Source organism: Streptomyces sp. Ru73 (genome assembly GCF_002920575.1).
Lineage (GTDB): Bacteria > Actinomycetota > Actinomycetes > Streptomycetales > Streptomycetaceae > Streptomyces.
On sequence record NZ_PQSQ01000001.1, the window covers coordinates 118,651 to 133,604 of the forward strand.

Annotated in this window: 11 protein-coding genes; 6 read left to right on the forward strand and 5 right to left on the reverse strand. The window is 73.1% G+C overall.

Going from position 1 to position 14,954, the window contains the following annotated elements; translation table 11 throughout:
* The first annotated feature begins 103 nt into the window (after positions 1-103).
* The 5 genes from C3486_RS00550 (at position 104) to C3486_RS00570 (ending at position 7,538) form a co-directional block, all read left to right on the forward strand.
* Positions 104-907, forward strand: coding sequence for an HlyD family efflux transporter periplasmic adaptor subunit (locus C3486_RS00550; RefSeq protein ID WP_103830486.1), 804 nt, complete (start codon positions 104-106; stop codon positions 905-907).
* Entirely contained in the window at positions 904-3,183 is a 2,280-nt protein-coding gene (locus tag C3486_RS00555) for an NHLP family bacteriocin export ABC transporter peptidase/permease/ATPase subunit (protein WP_103830487.1), read from the forward strand. The genes C3486_RS00550 and C3486_RS00555 overlap by 4 nt, the downstream gene beginning before the upstream one ends.
* Position 3,184: 1 nt before the next feature.
* Positions 3,185-6,082 carry an NHLP bacteriocin export ABC transporter permease/ATPase subunit gene (locus tag C3486_RS00560; RefSeq protein ID WP_103830488.1) on the forward strand — a complete coding sequence of 966 codons (2,898 nt, stop codon included), beginning with the start codon at positions 3,185-3,187 and terminating at the stop codon, positions 6,080-6,082.
* Between the two features lie 89 nt (positions 6,083-6,171).
* Complete coding sequence (locus tag C3486_RS00565; RefSeq protein ID WP_103830489.1) at positions 6,172-6,852, forward strand: trimeric intracellular cation channel family protein; 681 nt, start codon at positions 6,172-6,174, stop codon at positions 6,850-6,852.
* A complete protein-coding gene (locus C3486_RS00570) occupies positions 6,849-7,538 on the forward strand; it encodes a class I SAM-dependent methyltransferase (RefSeq protein WP_103830490.1) in 690 nt (229 codons plus the stop codon). The genes C3486_RS00565 and C3486_RS00570 overlap by 4 nt, the downstream gene beginning before the upstream one ends.
* Here C3486_RS00570 and C3486_RS00575 read toward each other — a convergent pair.
* From C3486_RS00575 to C3486_RS00595, 5 genes are all read right to left on the reverse strand, one after another.
* Positions 7,492-8,364: an intradiol ring-cleavage dioxygenase gene (locus C3486_RS00575; RefSeq protein ID WP_103830575.1), complete on the reverse strand. Its 873-nt coding sequence runs from the start codon at positions 8,362-8,364 to the stop codon at positions 7,492-7,494. The two genes, C3486_RS00570 and C3486_RS00575, sit on opposite strands and share 47 nt — an antisense overlap.
* Positions 8,365-8,440: 76 nt before the next feature.
* A complete protein-coding gene (locus tag C3486_RS00580; RefSeq protein WP_103830491.1) occupies positions 8,441-10,252 on the reverse strand; it encodes a bifunctional sugar phosphate isomerase/epimerase/4-hydroxyphenylpyruvate dioxygenase family protein in 1,812 nt (603 codons plus the stop codon).
* A 10-nt stretch (positions 10,253-10,262) separates the two neighbouring features.
* Complete coding sequence (locus tag C3486_RS00585; protein ID WP_103830492.1) at positions 10,263-11,132, reverse strand: shikimate dehydrogenase; 870 nt, start codon at positions 11,130-11,132, stop codon at positions 10,263-10,265.
* Between the two features lie 115 nt (positions 11,133-11,247).
* Positions 11,248-12,612 (reverse strand): MFS transporter, encoded by a 1,365-nt coding sequence (locus C3486_RS00590; RefSeq protein WP_103830493.1) that lies wholly within the window; start codon positions 12,610-12,612, stop codon positions 11,248-11,250.
* 157 nt (positions 12,613-12,769) lie between these two features.
* Positions 12,770-13,432, reverse strand: coding sequence for a TetR/AcrR family transcriptional regulator (locus C3486_RS00595; protein ID WP_103830494.1), 663 nt, complete (start codon positions 13,430-13,432; stop codon positions 12,770-12,772).
* A gap of 155 nt (positions 13,433-13,587) precedes the next feature.
* Here C3486_RS00595 and C3486_RS00600 point away from each other — a divergent pair, with 155 nt between their 5' ends.
* Positions 13,588-14,943, forward strand: coding sequence for an acyltransferase (locus C3486_RS00600; RefSeq protein WP_258052507.1), 1,356 nt, complete (start codon positions 13,588-13,590; stop codon positions 14,941-14,943).
* The last annotated feature ends 11 nt before the right edge of the window (positions 14,944-14,954 follow it).

Genomic DNA, 14,954 nt, shown 5'->3' on the forward strand with positions numbered 1-14,954 from the left:
TGCGCCATGTCGCGCGTGTCCCCTTGGGTCGCCTTTACGTTGTGCCGACCTTCGGCAGCGCGCCGGCGCCGAATGAGACAAAAGCAGTCGAGGGAAAAGTTCCGTGCAGTTCCGGCAAAAGGCGCTGGCCAAGCTCCAGTCGCCTGAAGAGCTCGACCTGCCCGTGCGCTACGCCCGGCCGCAGGGCGGCCTCGTCCTCGCCGTCACCGTCGTCGTGATGGCAGCCGCCGCCTTCTGGGCGTTCACCGGGTCCGTGTCCTCCAAGCTGACCGCACCCGGCATCCTCACCCACCCCCAGGGCAGCTACGTCCTGCAGAGCCCGGTCGCGGGCCAGGTCACCCAGGTCTTCGCCAAGGAAGGCCAGACGCTCCGCGCCGGGGCCCCGGTCCTCAAGGTCCGCACCGCGCAGGGCGACCGCGCCGTACGCGCCGTCGCCCCCGGCCGCGTCACCAGCCTGGTCGGCAAGATCGGCTCGGTGGTCACCGTCGGCGCCGACGTCGCGAGCGTCGAACGCGTCAGCAGCACCCGTGAGCCGCTGGTGGCCATGGCGTACGTGCCCAGCCGCAGCGCCGCCACCGTTCCCGTCGGCGCCACCGTCGACCTCACCGTCCAGTCCGTGCCCACACAGCAGTACGGCGTGCTGCGCGGCAAGGTGAAGGCGGTCGGCCGGGCACCGCAGAACAGCCGGCAGATCGCCGCCTTCCTCGGCGACCGCGAACTCGGCAAGCAGTTCACCGCAGACGGCCAGCCCGTCGCCGTCCTGGTCCAGCTGGACCGCGCGGACACCAAGTCCGGCTACAAGTGGTCCACCGCCGGCGGCCCGCCGAACGCCATCGGCTCCATGACACCCGTCACCGGTGCGATCCACCTCACCGCGCAGCGCCCGATCGATTGGCTCCTCCCGTGACCGCGCAGCCCGAAGCACCGGCACCGCCCCCGCTGCCGCCCGGCGGCCGCGGCCGGCACCGCCCGAACGCCAAGCCCGCCCGGCGCCGCGCCGACCGCTCGGGGCCCGGACCCGCCAAGGGCACGGGCCGCACCGTGCGCACCCCCACCGTCCTCCAGATGGAGGCCGTGGAGTGCGGCGCCGCCTCGCTCGCGATGGTCCTCGGCCACTACGGCCGGCACGTCCCGCTGGAGGAGCTGCGCATCGCCTGCGGCGTCTCCCGCGACGGCTCCCGCGCCTCCAACCTCCTCAAGGCGGCCCGGTCCTACGGCCTGAAGGCCAAGGGCATGCAGATGGAGCCCGCGGCGCTCGCCGAGGTCAGGGCCCCGGCCATCCTCTTCTGGGAGTTCAACCACTACGTCGTCTTCGACGGCATGGGCCGCCGCTTCGGCCGCCGGGGCGCGTTCATCAATGACCCCGACCGGGGCCGCCGCTTCGTGCCCGCCGAGGACTTCGACACCAGCTTCACCGGCGTCGTGCTGACCTTCGAGCCGGGCGAGGACTTCCGCAAGGGCGGCCGCAAGCCGGGCGTGCTCGGCGCCCTGCCGCCCCGGCTGCGCGGCACCTCCGGCACCATGCTCGCCGCCGTCCTCGCCAGCTTCCTGCTGGTCGTGGTCGGTGCGACGGTGCCCGCGCTGAGCCGCACGTACATCGACATGTTCCTGATCGGCGACCAGACGTCGCTGCTCGGGGTGCTCTTCGCGTCGATGGGCACCACGCTCGTGCTCACCGCCGCGCTCACCGCGCTGCAACAGGCGAACCTGCTGCGCGGCCGCATCATCTCCTCCACTCTGAGCAGCGCCCGCTTCCTGCGCCACCTGCTCAGGCTGCCGGTCACCTTTTTCGCCCAGCGCAACCCGGCCGACCTCGTCCAGCGCCTGCAGACCAACGACACCGTCGCCGAGACCCTGGCCCGCGACCTCGCGTCGGCGGCCGTGGACGCGGTCGTCGTCATCCTCTACGCGTTCCTGCTGTGGTCCTACGACCCGCAGCTCACCCTCATCGGTGTGGCCGTGGCGCTGCTCAACGTCGCCGCGATGCGCATCGTCGTACGGCTGCGCGCCACCGGCACGCAGAAGCTGCGCGCCGACACCGCCCGGCTCACCAACACCTCCTACAGCGGTCTCCAGCTCATCGAGACCATGAAGGCCACCGGCGGCGAGAACGGCTACTTCCGCCGCTGGGCCGGGCAGCACGCCACCACCCTGGACGGGCAGCAGCGCCTCGGCGTGCCCACCGCCTGGCTCGCCGTCGTCGCGCCCACCCTCGCCGCCCTCAACAGCGCCTGCATCCTGCTCATCGGCGGGCTGCGCGCCGTCGAGGGCCACATGTCGGTGGGTCTGCTCGTCGCCTTCCAGGCGCTGGTCACCAACTTCACCCAGCCCATCACCCGGCTCAACGGCATGGCGGGCCGCATCCAGGACTTCGCCGCCGACGTGGCCCGGCTGAAGGACGTCGAGTCCTTCCCCGTCGACTCCCTCTACACCCGGCCCGAGCCGGTCGCCAGCACCCGGCGGCTCAAGGGCCACGTGGAGCTGAGCGGCATCACCTTCGGCTACAGCCCGCTGGACAAGCCGCTGCTCACCGACTTCTCGCTCACCGTCGGGCCCGGGCAGCAGGTCGCCCTGGTCGGCGGCTCCGGCAGCGGCAAGTCCACCGTCTCCCGGCTGATCTCCGGCCTGTACCGCCCCTGGGAGGGCACCATCCGCATCGACGGGCAGCGGCTGGAGGACATCTCCCGCGGCGCGCTGGCCTCCTCGGTCTCCTTCGTCGACCAGGACGTCTTCCTCTTCGAGGGCACCGTCCGCGACAACGTCGCGCTCTGGGACCCCTCGATCCCCGACGAGGCCGTCATCGAGGCCCTGAAGAACGCCGCCGCTCACGACGTGGTCGCCCGCCGCCCCGGCGGCATCCACAGCCGCGTCGAGCAGGACGGCCGCAACTTCTCCGGCGGCCAGCGGCAGCGCCTGGAGATCGCCCGCGCCCTGGTCCGGCGCCCCTCCATCCTCGTCCTGGACGAGGTCACCAGCGCCCTGGACGCGGAGACCGAACAGCTCATCATGGACAACCTGCGGCGCCTGGGCTGTGCCTGCGTCGTCATCGCGCACCGCCTGAGCACCGTGCGCGACAGCGACGAGATCGTGGTCCTGGACCACGGCACGGTCGTCGAGCGCGGGCGGCACGAGGAGCTGGTCGCCGCCGGCGGCGCCTACGCAGAGCTGGTCAAGGAGTCCTGAGGTGACGACCCCTCATCCCGCGGCCGCCGGTACGGCCGCCGACGACAGCGTGCTGCACGCCCTCGGCGGGCTCGGCACCGAGGCCGACCTCACCGGCCTGCGCAACCTCCCGCTCGAAGGCCCGCACGTCCTGTGGCTGGTCACCGCCGGGGCCATGGACCTCTTCGCGGTCGACGCCGCCCAGGAGGGCCACTGGTACTTCCTCGGCCGGCTCGCCCCCGGCACCCTGCTCCTCGGCCCCGTCGAGGGCCCGCAGCACACCCTCGTCGGCCGGCCCCTGCAGGGCTGCGCCGTCCGCCGCATCCAGCTGCGCGAGCTGTTCCGGCCCGAGTACGGCGGCTACGCGGAGTACGACGCGTACGGCCGGTACGTCGGGCAGGCCCCGTACCCGGGCGACCCCGCGTACGACGGCACGCTCAGCCCGCTGGAGGACGCCTTCGCACGCGGCGTCGGACGCAGCCAGCGGGTGCTGTTCGAGGCGCCCCTCGACGGCGAGTACGAGACCCCCGGGGCGGACACCGCGCCCGACCCGCAGGGCACCGCCGACGAGAACATCCTCTGGATGCCCGTCGAGCCCGGCAGCCTCCAGTACGGCGCCCACTACAGCGCCGAGGCCGCCGCCGACCTGCTCATCGACGGCACGATGTGGCAGCGGATGGTCGACCAGCAGTACCGGCTGCTGTCCGCCCTCGACCGCTGGATCGAGCGGCTGGAGCGTGCCCACGAGGACCGCACGGCGGCCGGCATCAAGGCGGGCGAGGCGGCCCGCTCCCAGGCCGACCGGACCCTCATCTCCTCCATCGGCACGCGGGGCCGCGGAGGCGAACGGACCGGCGCGGCCGACGACGCCACGCTCGCCGTCTGCCGCCGGGTCGCCGACGCCGCCGGCATCGCGCTCACCTCGCCCAAGGAGGGCGGCACGGCGGACGACCGGCTCAGCCCGGTCGAGCGGATCGCCGTCAGCTCCCGCATCCGTACCCGCGTCGTCAAGCTCGACGGCCGGTGGTGGCGCGAGAACAGTGGCCCGCTGGTCGGTCACCGCACCGAGAGCGGCGATCCCGTCGCGCTGCTGTGGCGCCGCGGCCGCTACGAAGCGGTCGACGCCGACGGCACCCGCACCCGTCTCGGACCCGAGACCGCCGCCGAGCTGGAACCGCGCGGCGTCATGCTCTACCCGCCGCTGCCCGACCGCCCCATGGGCGCCCTGCGGCTGGTCCGCTTCAGCATGCGCGGCACCCGCCTGGACCTGCGCAACCTCGCCATCGGCGGGCTGGTCGCCGTGGTGCTGGGCGCGCTGGTGCCCATCGCCACCGGCAAGGTGCTGGGCGAGTACGTGCCCAACGCCGAGCGCGGCCTCATCGTCCAGACGGCCGTCGCGCTGATCGTCACCAGCGTGGTCTCCGCCGTCTTCATGCTGCTGGAGAACACCTCCATCCTGCGCGTCGAGGGACGCATCGAGTCCACCCTGCAGCCGGCCGTCTGGGACCGGCTGCTGCGGCTGCCCACCCGGTTCTTCAGCGCGCGCTCCACCGGCGAGCTGGCCAGCGCCGCGATGGGCATCAGCGGCATCCGCCGCATCCTGTCCGGCATCGGCTCGATCGCCGTGCAGGCCAGCACGGTCGGCAGCATGAACCTGGTGCTGCTGCTGGTCTACAGCCCGAAGCTGGCCGTCGTCGCGATCGCCATGCTGGTCTGCATCGCGGCGGTCTTCCTGCTCCTCGGCCTGTGGCAGCTGCGCTACCAGCGCCGCCTCATCGAGCTGACCAACAAGCTCAACAACCAGGCGTTCCAGACCCTGCGCGGACTGCCGAAGCTGCGCGTCGCGGCCGCCGAGTCCTTCGCGTACAGCGCGTGGGCCGGGGAGTTCGCGCGCAGCCGGGAGCTCCAGCAGAAGGTCGGCCGGATCAAGAACCTCACCACCGTGCTCAACGCGATCTATCTGCCGCTGTGCACCCTGGTGATGTTCATGCTGCTCGCGGGCCCGGCCCGCGGCGTGCTCTCCGCCGGCGCGTTCCTCACCTTCAACACCGCCGTGACCATGATGCTGTCCGCGGTGACCCAGCTGACCGGCGCGTTCCTGCAGGCCGCCGCGGTGCTCCCGATGTTCGAGCAGATCAAGCCGGTGCTCGACGAGCGGCCCGAGGTGCGCGGCGGCTCCACCCAGCCCGGCGTCCTCACCGGCGCGCTGGAGGCCCGCGGCCTGTCCTTCCGGTACTCCGACGACGGGCCGCTGGTCCTGGACGACGTGTCCTTCCAGGTGCGGCCCGGTGAGTTCGTCGCCGTGGTCGGCGCGAGCGGCTGCGGCAAGTCCACCCTGCTGCGTCTCCTCATCGGCTTCGACCGGCCGGCCGCCGGCAGCGTCCTGTACGACGGCCAGGACCTGGCGGCGCTGGACCAGGCGGCGGTGCGCCGGCAGTGCGGCGTGGTGCTGCAGAACGCCCAGCCCTTCAACGGCTCCATCCTGGACTGCATCTGCGGCGCCGAGATGTTCACGCAGGAGGAGGCGTGGGCGGCCGCGGAGATGGCGGGCCTGGCCGAGGACATCAAGCGGATGCCGATGGGCATGCACACCATGCTCTCCGACGGCGGCGGTTCGATCTCCGGCGGCCAGCGGCAGCGGCTGATGATCGCGCAGGCGCTGATCCGGCGGCCGCGCATCCTCTTCTTCGACGAGGCCACCAGCGCGCTGGACAACGAGACCCAGCGGGTGGTCACCGAGAGCACCCGCAAGCTGAACGCCACCCGCGTCGTCATCGCCCACCGGCTCTCCACGATCATGGACGCCGACCGGGTGATCGTCATGGCGGACGGCCGGGTCGCCCAGCAGGGCACCCCCGCCGACCTGCTCGCCGACACCGGCGGCCTCTTCCACGAGCTGGTCCGCCGGCAGATCAGCTGACCGCCCGCCGGCCGGGTCCCCGGGGGCGCGGCCGGCCCGCAGTGTGGAACGTCACGGTCCGCCCGGCCGTCCGCACGTAAGAATGCCGTGTGCTCCAGCAACTGTTCACGCCCACCGTCCAGCACACGCTCGACCTCATCGGCATCTTCGTCTTCGCGATCTCCGGCGCGCTGCTCGCCGTGCGCAAGAACTTCGACATCTTCGGCATCGCCGTGCTCGCCGAGGTGACCGCGCTGGGCGGCGGGCTGTTCCGCGACCTGATCATCGGGGCCGTGCCGCCGGCCGCCTTCACCGACCTCGGCTACTTCGTCACCCCGCTGATCGCTGCGGTCCTCGTCTTCTTCCTCCACCCGCAGGTCCAGCGGATCCAGACCGGCGTGAACGTCTTCGACGCGGCCGGGCTCGGCCTCTTCTGCGTCGCCGGCACCACCAAGGCGTACGAGTACGGGCTGGGCCTCACCGCCTCCGCCACCCTGGGCATGGCCACCGCGGTCGGCGGCGGCGTCATGCGGGACATCGTCGCGAACGAGGTGCCCTCGCTGGTCCGCTGGGACCGTGACCTCTACGCCGTGCCCGCCATCGTCGGCGCGGCCATCGTCGCGCTCTGCATCCGCTTCCAGACCCTCAACCCCGGCACCAGCGCGGCGGCGGCCCTCGTCGCCTTCGCCGTCCGGCTGCTCGCCCTGCGCTACCACTGGCGCGCCCCCCGCGCCTGGAACCGCCGCTCCACGGCGGTCGAGGTGGACGAGACCCAAGGAGCCCGCTCATGACCGACGACAGCCCCGGCCTGGCCGCCGCACAGCACGCGCACTGGCAGCGCACCTACGACGCGCATCCGGAGATGTACGGGCAGGAGCCCTCAGCGCCCGCGCGGCACGCCGCGGCCGTCTTCCGCGCCGCCGGGGCCCGCGACGTGCTGGAGCTGGGCGCCGGGCACGGCCGGGACGCGCTGTACTTCGCGCGGGAGGGCTTCACCGTGCGGGCCACCGACTTCTCCGCGACCGGGCTGGAGCAGCTGCGGGCCGCCGCCGGAGAGCAGGGCGTGGCGGACCGGGTGACCACCGCCGTGCACGACGTGCGCGAGCCGCTGCCGCAGCCGGACGGCTCGGCCGACGCGGTCTTCGCGCACATGCTGCTGTGCATGGCCCTGTCCACCGAGGAGATCAAGGCGCTGGCCGCCGAGGTGCGGCGGGTGCTGCGGCCCGGCGGCGTCTTCGTGTACACCGTCCGGCACACCGGTGACGCGCACTACGGTGCCGGCACCGCACACGGCGACGACATCTACGAGCACGGCGGCTTCGCCGTGCACTTCTTCCCCCGCGCGCTGGTCGACGACCTCGCCGAGGGCTGGTCCCTCGACGAGGTCCACGCCTTCGAGGAGGGTGACCTGCCCCGCCGGCTGTGGCGCGTCACCCAGACGCTGCCCCGCCGGGGAAGCCGTCCCGGCCGTCGTTGACGGCGTCCGGGTCGACGCCGAGGGTGATCGCCGCGTGCACGCCGCGGTCCACCCGCCGTGCGTCGTACCGCAGCGCGAGCATGCCGTCGGCCGGGGTGTCGCCGGTGTGCAGCATGTCCTCGGCGTTGGTGGTGCGCTCGGTGGTGTTGGTGGCGTACGGCTTCGTCCGCGCGACGGCCTCGATGGCCCGCTCCGGGAAGTAGAGCTGGCCGGTGTGGCAGTCGGTGCCGCCCTCGTAGCGGCCGTGCGTGAACACGCCGTCGACGTGCACCTTGGTGTGGATGTGCACGGCCCGGCCGCGGTACCAGCCGGGGAAGACGGTCCGGAAGGTGACCCACCCGGCCGGGTCGGTCAGCTGGAAGCCGCGCAGGTAGGTGGTGTCGCTGTCCGGCTCGGCGTGGCCCCCGCCGCCGCCCGGCGGCGGCCCGGTGGGCGGGGCCGTCGGGGTGCCGGTGGGTGGTGCGGAACCGTCGCCGGAGGACGCCTTCTCGTAGCTGGAGTAGATGCCGAGCGCGTCGCAGTGCCAGATGTCGACGGCCACCCGGGACAGCGGGCGGCAGTGCACGGCGTCGACGACGCGGATGCGGAGGGTCAGCGGGACGCCCGGCTTCCCCTCGGTGACGTCGGAGCGGTACTTGTCGTAGTCGAGGTAGTACGGGCCCTCGATGGACTCCTTGGTGAGGCGGAGGCAGCCGGCCGCGGCCGGCTCCTCGGCGGACGCGCTGCCGGACAGCGCCGCTCCGCCGAGGCCCGCCACGGCGATGCCGGCACCGCCCGCTGCCAGTAACCGGCGGCGGCTGAGACGAGGTGTGCTCTCTTCTCTCATGCGGCGCACGGTACCGGGGAAAGCTGGGAATGCGCTGTGAACTCCCTTGTGAGGCACGGCTGTTGAAAGGTGCCTGCTAGCGCACCGGGCGGCTTCCCGCGTCGGCCGTGTGCTGCGCCGCCAGCCGCACCGTGGCATTGGCCGCGCCGTAGCCCTGGTAGCCGCCGCGCCGCTCCACCAGCTCGAAGAAGACCCGGCCGACGGTGACGGTGTAGCAGTGCAGGAACTCCCCGCCGTCCGCGTCCCGTTCGTAGAGCACGCCCAGTTCGCGGAAGGCGTCCAGGGTCTCGCGGTCGAGGCCGTACCGCGCGTCGAGGTCGTCGTAGTAGTTGTCGGGGATCGGCAGCAGGCCCGCGCCGTTGGCGCGCACCCGGCGCGCGGTGGCGAGCAGGTCGTCGGTGGCCAGCGCGATGTGCTGCGGCCTGACCTCCTGCTCGCCGGGTACGGGCGCGACGTTCAGCGCGACCCGCAGGGTGCCGGCCGCGTTGGCGACGGCGCGGCTGCGGAACAGGCCGTAGGGGTCGGCGAGGTCCAGGCTCTCGTTCGGCCGCAGCCCGAGCACGCTCGCGTAGAACAGGGCCGCCTCGTCGAAGTGGTGCCAGGGCTGGGTGAGCGCGACGTGGTCGATACGGGTGATCCCTGCGCCGCCGCCGTCCGGCGCGGCCGGGGAGCCGAAGTCCGCCGTCCAGCTGGGGTGGTCCTCACGGTCGGTACGGCAGAAGAACAGCTCGGTGTCGTCCGGCGCCGCGACCGCGTCCAGCGGTACGTCCCCGGGAGCGCGGCGGCGCGGCACGACCGGGGCCCGCAGTGCCTCGGCGCGGCGCACGGCGGCGGCCGGCTCCGGGCTCTCCAGACCGAGCGCGACCAGCCCCGGACCCTCGCGGCGCGCACCGCTCACGGTGTTCAGCAGCACCCGGGCCGTGCCCTGCTGCCACAGCTCCACGGGCTTGCCGCCGGTGTGCCGCCCCGTGCGCGCGAAGCCGAGCGCGCCGAGCAGGGAGCGCAGCGGTTCGGTGTCGGCGGCGGCGAGTTCGGCGAAGGCGAAGCCGTCCGGGACGACGGGCGCGGGCAGGCTGCTCAGCCCGGCCGCCTCCTCCAGCGCGATCAGCGAGCGCATCGCGTCCACCGCCGTACGGCCCGCGTCGGCCTGCCGGAAGACGTCGTTGAAGACCTCCAGCGACAGCGGTCCCGCGTAGCCGGCGCGCAGCACGTGGCCGAGCAGCCCGGCGAGGTCGAAGCCGCCCTGGCCGGGGAAGCAGCGGTAGTGCCTGCTCCACTGCAGCACGTCCATCGCGAGCTTCGGCGCGTCGGCCAGCTGGAGGAAGAAGATCTTCTCGCCGGGGATGTCCTCGATGCCCTTGGGGTCGGAGCCGCGCGAGAGGATGTGGAAGCTGTCCAGACAGGTGCCGAGCGCCGGGTGGTCGGCCTGCTCGACGATGCGCCAGGCGTGGTCGTAGGTGTTGACGTGCCGGCCCCAGGCCAGCGCCTCGTACGCGAGGCGGATGCCGTGGTCGGCGGCGCGCTCCGCGAGGGTGCGCAGCTGCCGTGCGGCCAGCGCGTCGTCGTCGACGGCGTCGGGGGAGACGCTGGAGCACACCAGCATCGTGTCGGCGCCGAGCCGCTCCATGACGGCGAACTTCCGCTCGGCGCGCCGCAGGTTCCGCGCGAAGACCTCGTCCGGCACCGCCTCGGCGTCCCGGAAGGGCTGGTAGAGGTCGATGGACAGGCCGAGGTCGGCGGCGCGCAGCCGGACCTCCTCCGGGCTCAGCGGGCTGGCCACCAGGTCGTTCTCGAAGATCTCGACACCGTCGAACCCGGCTGCTGCGACGGCGCTGAGCTTCTCGGAGAGCGAGCCGCTCAGCGACACCGTGGCGATCGATTTACGCATCGGGGCCTCCTCAGACCGCGGCAGCGCCGACCAGGCCGGCGAGGTCGGCGAGCATCTCTTCGGCGTGCGGTTCCCGGCCGGTGAAGAGCCGGAAGGCGTCGGCGGCCTGGAAGACGGCCATGCCGCCGCCGTCCAGCGTCCGGCAGCCCAACTCCCGTGCCGTACGCAGCAGTTCGGTCTCCAGCGGGCGGTAGACCACCTCGGCGACCCACAGCTCGGGGCGGAGCAGGCCGGCGGGCAGCGGCAGGCCGGGGTGGGCCGCCATGCCGGTGGGCGTGGCGTGCACCAGGCCGTCGGCGCCGGACAGTGCGGCGGCCAGCTCGTCGGGCGCGGCGGTGCCGGCGCGCCCGGCACCGAAGCGGGCGTTCAGCGCGTCGGCCAGCGCGCCGGATCGCACCGGGTCGGTGTCGACGAGGGTGAGGCGGTCGGTGCCGAGGGAGAGCATGGCGTGCGCGACGGCGGAGCCGGCGCCGCCCGCGCCGAGCTGGACGACCTGCCGGGTCGCGGCGCCGGGCAGGCCGCGCGCGAAGGACTGGGTGAAGCCGGTGACGTCGGTGTTGTGGCCGGTCGCCCGGCCGCCGCTGAAGACGACGGTGTTGACGGCGCCCAGCTCGGCGGCGCCGGGCGACAGCTCGTCCAGGTGCGGGATCACCAGCTGCTTGCAGGGGTGCGTGATGTTGAGCCCATCGAAGCCGAGGGTACGGGCGGCGGCGACCAGATCGCCGACGGACCCGGCGGGCACGCCCAGCGTGTCGAGGTCGAGGGTCCGGTAGAGCAGCCGCAGGCCGTGCCGGTCGGCCTCCCGCTCGTGCAGGGCCGGGCTCAGCGAGGGGCCGATGCCGGAGCCGATGAGACCGGTGAGATACGAGGGCGTGGACAACACGACTCCCTGGTGGTGCGCAATGTACGAACTGGTTAGTTAATTATGCTGGCAGAGGACCGCGGACGGAAGGGGAGGCCCGCGGCCCTCTGCCGCGGCGGCGGTGGAGTCGCGGTCAGGCGGAGGCCGCGCCGGCCAGATCGCCGCGCTCGCGCGCCGGGTCCGGCTTCTCGCCGAGCAGGGCGGTCGGCACCCGGTGCGTCTCCCGGCCGGTCAGCACGGCGAGCGAGCAGACCACGCAGGTCGCGGCGGTGAATGTCGCCACGCCGACCCAGTTGTCGCCGCCCGCGCCCGCGATCCGCTCGGCGATGCTCACCGCGAAGCCCGCGACCGCGAAGCCGATCTGCGTGCCGATCGCCATGCCGGACAGCCGCACCCGGGTCGGGAACATCTCGCCGTAGAAGGACGGCCAGATGCCGTTGGCGGCGCTGTAGACCACGCCGAAGAAGAGGATGCCGGTGACGAAGACCAGCGGGTAGCTGCCGGTCGAGACCGCCCACAGGTACACGAAGACCATCACGGCCGAGCCCAGCGAGCCGGTCAGGAAGACGGGCTTGCGGCCGATCCGGTCCGACAGCTTCGCCCACAGCGGGATCGCGAACAGCGCGACCACGTTGGAGAGCACCCCGACCCAGAGCATCGCCGACTTGTCCAGGCCGGCCGCGTCGCTCGTCGCGTACGCCAGGGCCCAGACCGAGAAGATCGTGCTGACGGTGGCGATCAGGGCGGCCGCGATCACCCGCAGCACACCGGTCCAGTGGTTGCGGAGCAGGTCCGCGAGCGGCAGCCGGGCCACCGCGTCCTCGGCCGCCGCCCGCTCGAAGACCGGGGTCTCCGAGAGCTTGCGCCGGATGAGGTACCCGGCGGCCGTGACGACCACGCTGACCAGGAACGGAAGCCGCCAGCCCCAGGTGTAGAGCTGCTCCTCGGGCAGGGCTGCGACGGGGATGAAGACCAGGGTGGCGATGATCTGCCCCGCCTGGGTGCCATTGAGCGCGAAGCTCGTGTAGTACCCGCGGCGATCCTCGGGCGCGTGCTCCAGCGTCATCGAGTTGGCACTGGCCTGCTCGCCGGCGGCGGAGAGGCCCTGCAGGATGCGCATCAGTACCAGCAGGACCGGCGCTGCCGTGCCGACCTGCGCGTACGTCGGCAGGCAGCCGATCAGGAAGGTCGACAGGCCCATCAGCATCAGCGTGAAGACCATGATCTTGCGGCGGCCGAGCCGGTCGCCGAAGTGGCCGAGGAAGAGCGCGCCGACCGGGCGCGCCGCGTAGGCCACGCCGAAGGTCGCCAGCGAGATGAGGGTGGCGGTCGCCGGGTCGGACGGATCGAAGAAGACCTTGGGGAAGACGAGCGCGGCGGCGCTGCCGTAGATGAAGAAGTCGTAGTACTCCAGCGCGCTGCCGATCCAGGCGGCGACGGCGGCTTTGCGTGGCCGGGCGGGGGGCGGGGCCCCGGCCTCGGACGGGAGAGCGGACATGCCTGCTCCACGGGGGAGGGCCACCGGCGTGAGGGGCGGGTGGCGGCGAGTTAACGTACTAGATAGTTAGTTGTGGGGGTGCAGCGATCGTGAACCGCCCACAGGTCACTGTCAAGACATCTCGCGGAAACAATTCCCGCCCGTGCGGCCCCGCCGCTCAGCTCGCCGCCGACCCCGTCAGATAGCCCAGCACCATGTCACCCAGCATCGTGCGGTAGTGCTCCCGCCGGTCCGCCGCCGTCAGGTCCCGCGCGAAGAGCGCGCCGAAGGTGTGCCGGTTGGCGACCCGGAAGAAGCAGAACGAACTGATCATCGCGTGCAGGTCCACCGCGTCCACCTCCATGGTGAACACCCCCTGCGCACGGCCCTGTTCGAGGATGCGCCCGATCACCTCGATGGCCGGCGAGTTGAGCCGGCCGATCGTCTCCGAGGCCGCGATGTGCTCCGCCTCGTGGATGTTCTCGATGCTCACCAGGCGGATGAAGTCGGGGTGCGCCTCGTGGTGGTCGAAGGTCAGCTCGGCCAGCCGCCGGATGGCGGCGGCGGGATCCAGGTGCTCGACGTCCAGCTGCTGCTCCTGCTGCCGGATGCCCGCGTACGCGTGCTCCAGCACGGCCGTGAACAGCTGCTCCTTGCTGCCGAAGTAGTAGTAGATCATCCGCTTGGTGGTGTGGATGCGCGCCGCGATCTCGTCCACCCGGGCACCGGTGTACCCCTGCCGCGCGAACTCCTCCGTCGCGACCTTCAGGATCTCCGCCTTCGTCCGCGCCGCGTCGCGCTGCCGGCCTGCGGTGCGGGCCGACGGGTGAACGGCGGTCATACGGCTGGCTCCTCGCGATGGTCCACTGGTCGGCCCAGTCTAGGCAGACCCGGCGGGCGCCTGGCGAGGGCCCCGGACGGCCGCGGGTGACCCGTACGACTGATGTGGCGTCAGCCCGGCGTGCAGTCCTCACGCAACGTACGTACGGTGTGACGATGAGTGATGCGGTGTGGCTGATGTCGACCCAGGCGGCCCGCCCGGCGCACGTGCCCGACCTGCCGGGCGCGGGCGGCGGACCGGACCCGGACCGGCGGCTGGCGTGGCTGGACGCGCTGCGGGGGATCGGCGCGCTGATGGTCGCGCTCCACCACGCGGCGCCGCGCTACCTCCCCGACCTGTCCGCCGCCGTGCAGCGCCACGTCAACCCCGGCACCTACGGCGTCATCGTCTTCTTCCTGGTCAGCGGGTACATCATCCCGGCGTCCCTGGAACGGCGCGGCTCCCTGCGCCGGTTCTGGACCGGCCGTGTCTGCCGCCTCTACCCGCTGCTCCTCGTGGCGCTCGCGGGCACCGCACTGCTCGCCCGCTGGGGCCCCGGGCAGCTGCGCGAAGGGCTCGGGGAGCGCGACCCGCTGAGCGCCGTGCTCGCGCACGCCACGATGCTCCAGGACCTCCTGGGCGTGCCCAACGCGCTCAACGTGCTGTGGACCCTTTCCTACGAGATGGCGTTCTACCTCCTCGTCTCGGCCCTCTTCGCACTGCGGCAGCACCGCCGCTCCGCGCCCGCGGCGCTCGGCGTTGCCGCGCTCGGCGTGGTGGCCGGCGGGGCGCTGCCGGCCGCTGCCCTGACCCGCGGTCTCGGCAGCGCCCCGGTGATCGCGGCGACCGCGCTCGGGGCGGCCGTCGCACTGTGCGCCGTGGCCTCGGGCCGCGCGCCGTGGACCCGGGCCGGGGCGCTGCTCGGCGGCGGGCTGGCGGCCGTCCTGGTCCTCGGCAACGGCCGCGTCCCGCCCTGGCAGGGGCTCGCGCTGCTGTCCCTGATGTTCGCCGGGACCGTGCTGTACCGGATGGAGCGCGGGCAGCTCGGCAGGGCCGCCGGCACGGCCGTGGTGGGCGCGGTCCTCGCGGCCTGCGTCCTCTCGGCGGCGCTGCACCTCAGTGCCGCCGACGCGGTCACCGGCGGCGACGGCCAGCGCTCCGCCGTACGCATCTGGTCGGTCAGCGCGGGACTGGCGGTGCTCACGTTCGGCGCGGCGATGGCCCTGCGGCGGCACCGCGTACCGCGCTGGCTCGCCCACTGCGGCGTCATCAGCTACTCGGTCTACCTCCTGCACCCGCTCGTACTTGAGGTCTGCGACCTGGCCGTGCCGTGGCAGCGGCACGACACACCACTGCTGATGGCCGCCTACCTCGCGCTGCTGCTGCCGCTCTGCATGCTCGCGCACCGCCTGGTCGAACTCCCCGGGCAGCGCCTGGGCCGGCTGCTGGCGGGCCCGCCCGGCGGCCTGCCGCTGCCCCGCGCGGAACAGCGAGCGAAGGCGCCGGTCCCGGCGCCGGGGGAACCCGCCTGACGCCTCCTCGG

What these genes read in the sequence shown, in the direction of transcription:
- C3486_RS00575 (WP_103830575.1), bottom strand. Translation starts at nt 8,364, where the DNA reads ATGAGAGAAGAGAGCACACCTCGTCTCAGCCGCCGCCGGTTACTGGCA.
- C3486_RS00570 (WP_103830490.1), top strand. Translation starts at nt 6,849, where the DNA reads ATGACCGACGACAGCCCCGGCCTGGCCGCCGCACAGCACGCGCACTGG.
- C3486_RS00590 (WP_103830493.1), bottom strand. Translation starts at nt 12,612, where the DNA reads ATGTCCGCTCTCCCGTCCGAGGCCGGGGCCCCGCCCCCCGCCCGGCCA.
- C3486_RS00595 (WP_103830494.1), bottom strand. Translation starts at nt 13,432, where the DNA reads ATGACCGCCGTTCACCCGTCGGCCCGCACCGCAGGCCGGCAGCGCGAC.
- C3486_RS00580 (WP_103830491.1), bottom strand. Translation starts at nt 10,252, where the DNA reads ATGCGTAAATCGATCGCCACGGTGTCGCTGAGCGGCTCGCTCTCCGAG.
- C3486_RS00600 (WP_258052507.1), top strand. Translation starts at nt 13,588, where the DNA reads ATGAGTGATGCGGTGTGGCTGATGTCGACCCAGGCGGCCCGCCCGGCG.